The organism is Streptomyces sp. SID5643, from assembly GCF_009872555.1.
Taxonomy (GTDB): domain Bacteria; phylum Actinomycetota; class Actinomycetes; order Streptomycetales; family Streptomycetaceae; genus Streptomyces; species Streptomyces iakyrus.
Map to the genome: position 1 here is coordinate 83,798 of NZ_WWIC01000165.1, position 7,103 is coordinate 90,900.

At 69.3% G+C, this 7,103-nt stretch carries 7 protein-coding genes; 6 read left to right on the forward strand and 1 reads right to left on the reverse strand.

Annotated elements, in window-relative coordinates; genetic code table 11:
• The first annotated feature begins 12 nt into the window (after positions 1–12).
• From GTY56_RS19820 to GTY56_RS19830, 3 genes are read left to right on the forward strand one after another with little or no spacing between them, the layout of a single operon-like run.
• Positions 13–1,173: an FAD-dependent oxidoreductase gene (locus GTY56_RS19820; protein WP_161366679.1), complete on the forward strand. Its 1,161-nt coding sequence runs from the start codon at positions 13–15 to the stop codon at positions 1,171–1,173.
• A gap of 44 nt (positions 1,174–1,217) precedes the next feature.
• Entirely contained in the window at positions 1,218–2,201 is a 984-nt protein-coding gene (locus tag GTY56_RS19825) for a zinc-binding dehydrogenase (protein ID WP_161366680.1), read from the forward strand.
• Between the two features lie 42 nt (positions 2,202–2,243).
• The gene (locus GTY56_RS19830; protein ID WP_161366681.1) at positions 2,244–3,170 is read left to right on the forward strand and encodes an aminoglycoside phosphotransferase family protein; all 927 of its coding nucleotides are present in this window, start codon (positions 2,244–2,246) and stop codon (positions 3,168–3,170) included.
• Between the two features lie 76 nt (positions 3,171–3,246).
• Here the strand turns inward: GTY56_RS19830 and GTY56_RS19835 are convergent, their stop codons facing one another.
• A complete protein-coding gene (locus GTY56_RS19835) occupies positions 3,247–3,630 on the reverse strand; it encodes an SH3 domain-containing protein (protein ID WP_161366682.1) in 384 nt (127 codons plus the stop codon).
• Between the two features lie 150 nt (positions 3,631–3,780).
• On the opposite strand from GTY56_RS19835, the gene GTY56_RS19840 reads away from it, so the two are divergent.
• The 3 genes from GTY56_RS19840 to GTY56_RS19850 all read left to right on the forward strand — a co-directional run bounded on the left by GTY56_RS19840 (position 3,781) and on the right by GTY56_RS19850 (position 6,759).
• Positions 3,781–4,290 (forward strand): SigE family RNA polymerase sigma factor, encoded by a 510-nt coding sequence (locus GTY56_RS19840; RefSeq protein WP_161366683.1) that lies wholly within the window; start codon positions 3,781–3,783, stop codon positions 4,288–4,290.
• On the forward strand, positions 4,280–4,933 hold the full coding sequence (locus GTY56_RS40665; RefSeq protein WP_161366684.1) for a L,D-transpeptidase family protein: 654 nt from the start codon (positions 4,280–4,282) through the stop codon (positions 4,931–4,933). The genes GTY56_RS19840 and GTY56_RS40665 overlap by 11 nt, the downstream gene beginning before the upstream one ends.
• Positions 4,934–5,283: 350 nt before the next feature.
• The gene (locus tag GTY56_RS19850) at positions 5,284–6,759 is read left to right on the forward strand and encodes a hypothetical protein (protein ID WP_161366685.1); all 1,476 of its coding nucleotides are present in this window, start codon (positions 5,284–5,286) and stop codon (positions 6,757–6,759) included.
• Positions 6,760–7,103 lie beyond the last annotated feature (344 nt).

Sequence of the window (7,103 nt, forward strand, 5' to 3'; positions counted from 1 at the left end):
AGATCCACAGTCATGCAACGCATCACCGTCATCGGCGGCGGCTTCGCCGGACTGACCGCGGCCATCACCGCTGCCGAGGCGGGCGCCAGGGTCACGATCCACGAGGCCCACCACACGCTCGGCGGCCGGGCCCGCACCGCCGAGGGCCCCTACCGCACCAACGAGGGCCCGCACGCCCTCTACAACGGCGGCCCGCACTGGGCCTGGCTCAGGCAGCGCGACCTCATCGGGCCGCTCGCCCCGCTGCCGCCCCTGGAAGCGGCCTGGCTCCGGCTGCGGCACCAGGGCGTGCTGCGCCGCACCCCGCCCTTCGCGATGCTGAAGCTGCTGCGCCGGACGGGCCGGCAGGCACCCGTCGACGCCGACTTCCTGACCTGGGCGACCGGCATCGCCGGCGAGGAGGGGGCCCGCGCCGCGGCCCACTACTCGGCGGTCGCCCTGTTCCACCACGACCCCGGGTCGCTGTCGGCCGCGTTCGTGCAGGAGCGGCTGCGCCGCGCCACCAAGCTGCCGCCCGAGGCGCACTACCCGCGCGGCGGGTGGGCGAGCGTCATCGACCGGATGGCCGCCCACGCCTGGAACCTTGGCGTCCGGATGGAGACGCTGTCCCGCGTCGACACGCTCCCCACCGACACGCCGGTCGTCGTCGCCACCTCCCTCGACGCCGCCCGCCGCCTGCTCGGCGACGGCTCCCTGACCTGGCCGAGCGGCCGTACCGCCCTCGTCGACCTGGCCGTACGCACCCGGCGCGGCGACGCCTTCGCGGTCTCCGACCTGGACGCGCCCGGCTGGCTGGAGCGGTTCACCGCCCAGGACCGCACTCTCGCCCCGGCCGGCGAGCAGCTGATCCAGGGGCAGATCCCCATCGCCCCCCACGAGTCGAAGGCCGACGGCACCGCCCGCGCCGAGCACCTGCTGGACCTGGGCTTCCCGGGCTGGCGGGAACGGCTCACCTGGCGGCGCGAGTCGGTGGCGAACGGCCGTACGGGCGCGGTCGACCTCCCCGGAACCAGCTGGCGCGACCGGCCGGCCGTGGACCGGGGCGACGGGGTCTACCTCGCCGGAGACCAGGTCGCGGCCCCCGGTGTGCTGTCGGAGGTGTCCTTCAACAGCGCCCTGACGGCGGTCTCCCTGGCCCTCGGCCGACGCGAGCTTGACCTCAAGCAAGCTTGAGGATGAAGACTGGTCGCATCGACCGCCCCTCCAGAGGAGTCGCCATGCACGCCATCCGCCTGCACGCCTTCGGCCCGGCCGAGAACCTCACCTACGAGCGGGTCGAGGACCCCGTGCCTGGCCCGGGGCAGGTCCGTATCGCCGTACGCGCGGCGGGTGTTCACCTCCTGGACGCCGCCCTGCGCGAGGGCATGCGGGGCGGCCCGGCGGCAGAGCCGACGCCGCTGCCGACCATCCCCGGCCGCGAGGTCGCCGGTGTCGTCGAGTCCCTGGGCGAGGGCGTGGCCGAGGTGTGGCGCGACAAGCAGGTCGTCGCCCACCTCGGCTTCGTCCCGGGCGGCTACGCCGAACTTGCCGTCACCGAGGTCGAGCGCCTGCACGAGATCCCCGCCGACCTGGACTTCGCCGAGGCCGTCGCCATGATCGGCACGGGCCGTACGGCGATGGGGATCCTCCAGTTCGCCGCCCTCGGCCCCGACTCCGTGGTCGTGGTCCCGGCCGCCGCCGGAGGCCTCGGCACCCTCCTCGTGCAGTACGCCAAGAACGCCGGGGCGACCGTGGTGGGCCTCGCGGGCGGGCCGGAGAAGACCGCCCGGGTGCAGGCGGGCGGCGCCGACCTCGCCGTCGACTACAAGGACCCCGCCTGGCCCGCGAAGGTCCGCGCGCACCTCGGCGGCCGGACCGCGACCGTCGTCTTCGACGGCGTCGGCGGCGACGTCGCCCGCGAGGCCGTCGCCCTCCTCGGCCCGGGCGGCAAGCACATCGTCTTCGGCTGGTCCGGCGAGGGCATCCAGGGCGGCGGCCCCTACCTCGTCGAGGGCGTCTCCGAGGAGGTCCTCGGCCCGGTGATGCTGGGGAAGGCCGGCGGACCCGACCCCGTCCGCACGCTGGAACTGCGCGCCCTCGCCGAGGCCGCGTCCGGCCGGCTCACCCCGGCCGTCCAGCGCTTCCCGCTGAGCGAGGCAGCGGCCGCGCACCGGGCGCTGGAGACCCGGGGCACGACCGGAAAGGTGGTCCTGGAGCCCTGACCGGCCCCCGGCGACCGGGCTGGCCCGCCGCGGCAAAATCGCATGCCCCGCCCGGCGCGCCCGGCTACCGTGCCGAGAGTGATCGACATCCCCCGGGAACTGGCGGCATCACAGGAGAAGTTCAACGGAGAGGCGGGCCGCGCCTTCATCGCCGGACTACCGGAGCAGTCGGCCCGCTTCCTCGGCCACTGGGGCCTGAAGCCCGACGGCCCTCCGATGCACGGCGTCTCCGCCCTGGTCGTGCCGGTCGTCCGGACCGCCGACGGCACCCCCGCGGTCCTCAAGCTCCAGATCCTCGACGAGGAGAGCGAGGGCGAACCGGTCGCGCTGCGCGCCTGGCACGGCGACGGAGCCGTCCGTCTCCTCGACCACGACGAGCCCACCGGCACGATGCTGCTGGAACGCCTCGACGAGACCCGCATGCTGTCCCACGTGCCGGACGCCCACGAGGCCGTGGTCACCATCGCCGGACTCCTGGCCCACCTCACGTCCTTCCCGGCCCCGCCGGGCATGCGCCGCCTCGGCGACATCGCCCGCGGCATGCTCGACCGGACCCCCTGGGCCCTGGCCCGCATCCCCGACCCGGAATCCCGCCGCCTGGTCGCCGACTGCGCGGCCGCGCTGCGCGAGGTCGTCGACGAGCCGGGCGACCGTCTCCTCCACTGGGACCTCCACGACGAGAACGTCCTCGCCTCCGACCGCGCCCCCTGGCTCGCGATCGACCCCAAGCCCCTCGCCGGCGACCCCGGCTTCGAACTGTGGCCCGCCCTCGACAACCGCTACGACCCCGAGGACATCCTCTGGCGCTTCGACGCCATGACCGACATCCTCGCCCTGGACCGCCCCAGAGCCCACGCCTGGACCCTCGCCCGCCTCCTCCAGAACACCCTGTGGGACATCGAGGACGGCCGCCCCGTCGACGACGCCCAACTGGAGATCGCCCGGCGGCTGCGGGGCCGCGGCCTCTGACGCGGAAGCAGGGGTTGTGCAAGCGGGGGCTGTGCCGCGGTACCCCTCCGTCGTACCGCGGCACGGTGCCGGTCCGTCAGAAGCAGGACCTGGACACGTTGCCCACCTCGTTGCCCTTGAGCAGGCCGCCCCAGATGTAGTTGCCGTCCGAGAGCAGCACCCACTTGTCGTGGCTGATGCCGTTGGCGGTCACAGGACCGCCCACGAGCCAGCACTCGGCGCTGAGGCTCTGGTTCGCCGCGACCGTGTAGGCGATCCGGTAGCCCACCGCCGGCCCGACCCGCACGTTGCCGTTGATCCAGGTGACGACCGTCTGGCTGGCACGCGCGCTCGCGGCGGCCCGCTCGGTCTGCTGGTCCGGCGCGGCGGCCGCCGGAGCCGCCGTACCGGCCCCGACGAGGATCGCCGCGGCCGCCGCGGTCATGAGCTTGATCCTCGAACGTGAAGTGAAACGCTGCATCGGCGTCTGTCTCCTTTTGTGATCACGCACAACCCGGTCCCTGTGCTTCCATGTACGCCACCTGTACGCACGGCACGGCGGCCGGGTTGCAGCGGATACGACATTCTTTTCCCGGACTTGCGGACGAGGACCACGGGGGCGCAACGGGGCATGACGGAGGAGGAGTTCGACATCTTCTACGCCTCGGCCTTCCCCCGGCTGGTCGGGCGGGTCTACGCCGTGACGGGGGATCTGGCAGAGGCGCAGGACGTCGTCCAGGAAGCGTTCGTGCGCGCCTGGGACCGGCGGCGCGAGATGCTGACCGACGAGGCGCCGGAGGCGTGGGTGCGTACGGTCGCGGTACGGCTCGCGGTCAGCCGCTGGCGTCGTGCCCGGCGCTGGCTGGAACTCGTGCGCCACCACGCGGCCCCCGAGCAGGTCCCGGGACCGGGCCCGGAGCACACCGCGCTGGTCCAGGCCCTGCGCAGGCTGCCGCAGGCACAGCGCACCGCCATCGTCCTGCACCACCTGTGCGACCTGACGGTGGAACAGGTGGCCTCCGAGACCGGCGCCGCCGTGGGAACGGTGAAGGCCCGCCTGTCACGCGGCAGGGCCGCGCTCGCCGTGCATCTCGACCCCGAGCGGACCAGCGGTGAGAAGGAGGGCGACCGTGTCCGATGACCTCACCGACCTGCTGCACCAGGTCGCCGACCGGCATCGGGTCGCCCCGCCGGTGCCGGCGCGGGAGATCAGACGGCTGGCCGAGCGCCGTGGACGCCGACGCCGCGCGGCGTACGCGGGCGGGGCCGCCGCCGTCGCCCTGGCCCTCGCCGGTGGTCTGGCGGTGGCCTTCACCGGCCACGACGGCGCCCGCCTCGCACCACCCGCCGCTGCGAGCGCCAGCGCGCCACCACGGCCGTCACCGCCGCAGCAGCAACGGGCCACGGCGACGGTCGACCTCACGCAGCACGAACTCGCCCTGTCCGGGCGCCGGTTTCCCGTGTCCGGCGGCACCGCACAACACCCGACGCCGACCGGCCGGATGACCGTCGTCGCCAAGTACCCCGAGCGGCGCTTGCCGGGTGCGACCGTCGGGCTGGGCGAGGAGTACGACGTCGCCATGCGCTGGGTGGTCGAGCTGCGGGCCGCCGACGGCACGACCAACTACCTCGTCGCCCTCACCTTCAACGAGCAGGCCCCCGGTGAGCGCGACGTCACACACGGCTGGATCGGACTGCGCTCGGCGGACGCGAAGTGGTGCTACCAGCTGCTGAAGCCCGGCGACATCGTCCACATCGACCGCACGGGCCCGGCCCCCAGCTGACGACGAACATGCACAACCCCAGGCCAGGAAGCCTGACCCGGGGTTTCAGCAGAGCCCCCTGTCGGATTCGAACCGACGACCTACGCATGCAAGTTGCCACACAGATGAGCCCCCGTCATGGCCCGCAAGGGCGCTCACACGCCGGTCTGCTGGTCAGTCCTACGACCAACCAGCACCACAGTGGAGTCATCGGCGCTGAGCAGCTCTGCTTTGTCCGAAGAGTTGAGGAGTCGGGGTCCTGAGGGTGGGTTGCACAAGGAGGCGGCTGGTCGCCGGCAAGACGGCTGTGCTCTGGCCTGAACGGAGTAGTCCCCCGTGCACACCGCCGACTCAGGTTCCAGCTTTGCCCCATGAGCATTCAGCCATGGGTGACCGTGGATCCACCTGATGACCGCGGCCTTCGCAAGATCACCGTCGGGGGCAAGACGGTTGGTAGCGCCTGGTCATTTCGTGAACTGTGCAAGATCCTGAACCGCCTCGGGTATACGGACATGGATTTCTCGTCCTTTTACTGGCGCGGAGGTGACAGCAAGACGTGGCCGGACAAGCCGTGGAGACGGCGCGCGATCGTCACGCTAATGACCGGGGGAATGGTCGGATCCGCAATCTTGCACCTGAGCATAGGTTGGCCGGATGCCCTCAGGGCGCTTACTTTTGCGCAACGGATTGTAGGCGCCATTTTTATCCTGGCTGGTGTACTGCTGGTCGCGGCAGCACTCGCAGCGCATGACTATTGGGGCCGGCGCGAGTTCAGACCATCAGGGATGATCGCCCTGACAGGGGCATTGATCACACTGGCAACCGACACCCTTCTCTTGATTATGTGGCTCGAGGAGAGGGAGTACACACCCTACCTGATAGCATTTATCCCTCTTTCCCTCTGGTCCTTGTGGGCACTTTGCTTGCTCATTCGCGAAAAGCCTTGGAAAGAAATGCCTCACCCTACAAGGTTCGCGGCTGGAGTGGCCGCTACAGCGCTCCTCACGGCTGTGAGCCTGGCCTACTCGACCATGTATCAACCCACGTCCGCACCCATCGACATCACGCTCAAGGCAGAGTTCGGGACACCGCAAACAAGTCCGGACCCAAAATATGTTCACGTTCCACTGAAGCTGCACGCCAAAAACGATGGAGGGATCCCTGTCTATATACTCAACAGTGATTACACGGTTCGAGGTTCATCAGTCAGCTACTCCTCCAGCAGCGAGGGGTTGGAGGAATGGACAGCCGATACAGAGTACCTTGGCGATACTGCTGAAGCCCAGCGGCACGCCAGCAAGGGGGAAGATGCAGTAGTAGCTTCAGGGCATTTCTACTACCCTGGCGCCTGGCTCGAAATCGGAGAACAATACGCCAAGGGGGCGGTGATCAGAATCCCCAGGAAGACCAAGTACGATACGCTTGAGGTCTCTCTATCCATCGACATCATGAGGAAAGACCGAGGGAGAATCGATGAAGAATTCTCCATTTCACGATTTTCCTGGGAAGAGCACGAAGGTGAATTCCACTGCCCTCCGGATGAATGTCGAGATTACGGGCCATATGTCGCCTACCACGGCCGGGTGCACCACAATAACAACCTGATCAACGTGACGCGCAGACCGCGATACGTGACGGCTTTTTGGGGTCCGGAATCCACTTACAGTCACTATATTTCGTCCTTCGATTTCAAGAAAAAGACCATAGCGGCATACGATGACACTCTTTTCTCCTCCAAAGAAGCGCAGGCGGAATGGAAAAGAGAACGATACAGGTACGGCGTCGGGACAGTTGACACATATTTCGAGACGCCGATCAATGCATTGCTGGGGCGTTCCAGTGAGTGAATAATCCAGCAGACTGCTGCGCGTCATAAACGAGGGAGCCAATTCGACCAGGAGTTCGGCGGAGCGGCATCGGGGAGAAGTTGCTCAGCCGTCTCCAACTTCGTACTGAAGCTGCGAGGGGAAGCGTTCGGACGGAACCCCTGCAACCAGTCCGACGGGCGAGTTCTTCGTACCGGCGCCGTCGCCTCCGCAGGACCCGGATTCGGGCCCCATCGAGACCACCGACCCGCTCGACCCGCGCCCGGCGCCGCCGCATCCGCTGACGACGAAACCCCAGGTCAGAGAGGTCCAACCTGGGGTTTCAGCAGAGCCCCCTGTCGGATTCGAACCGACGACCTACGCAT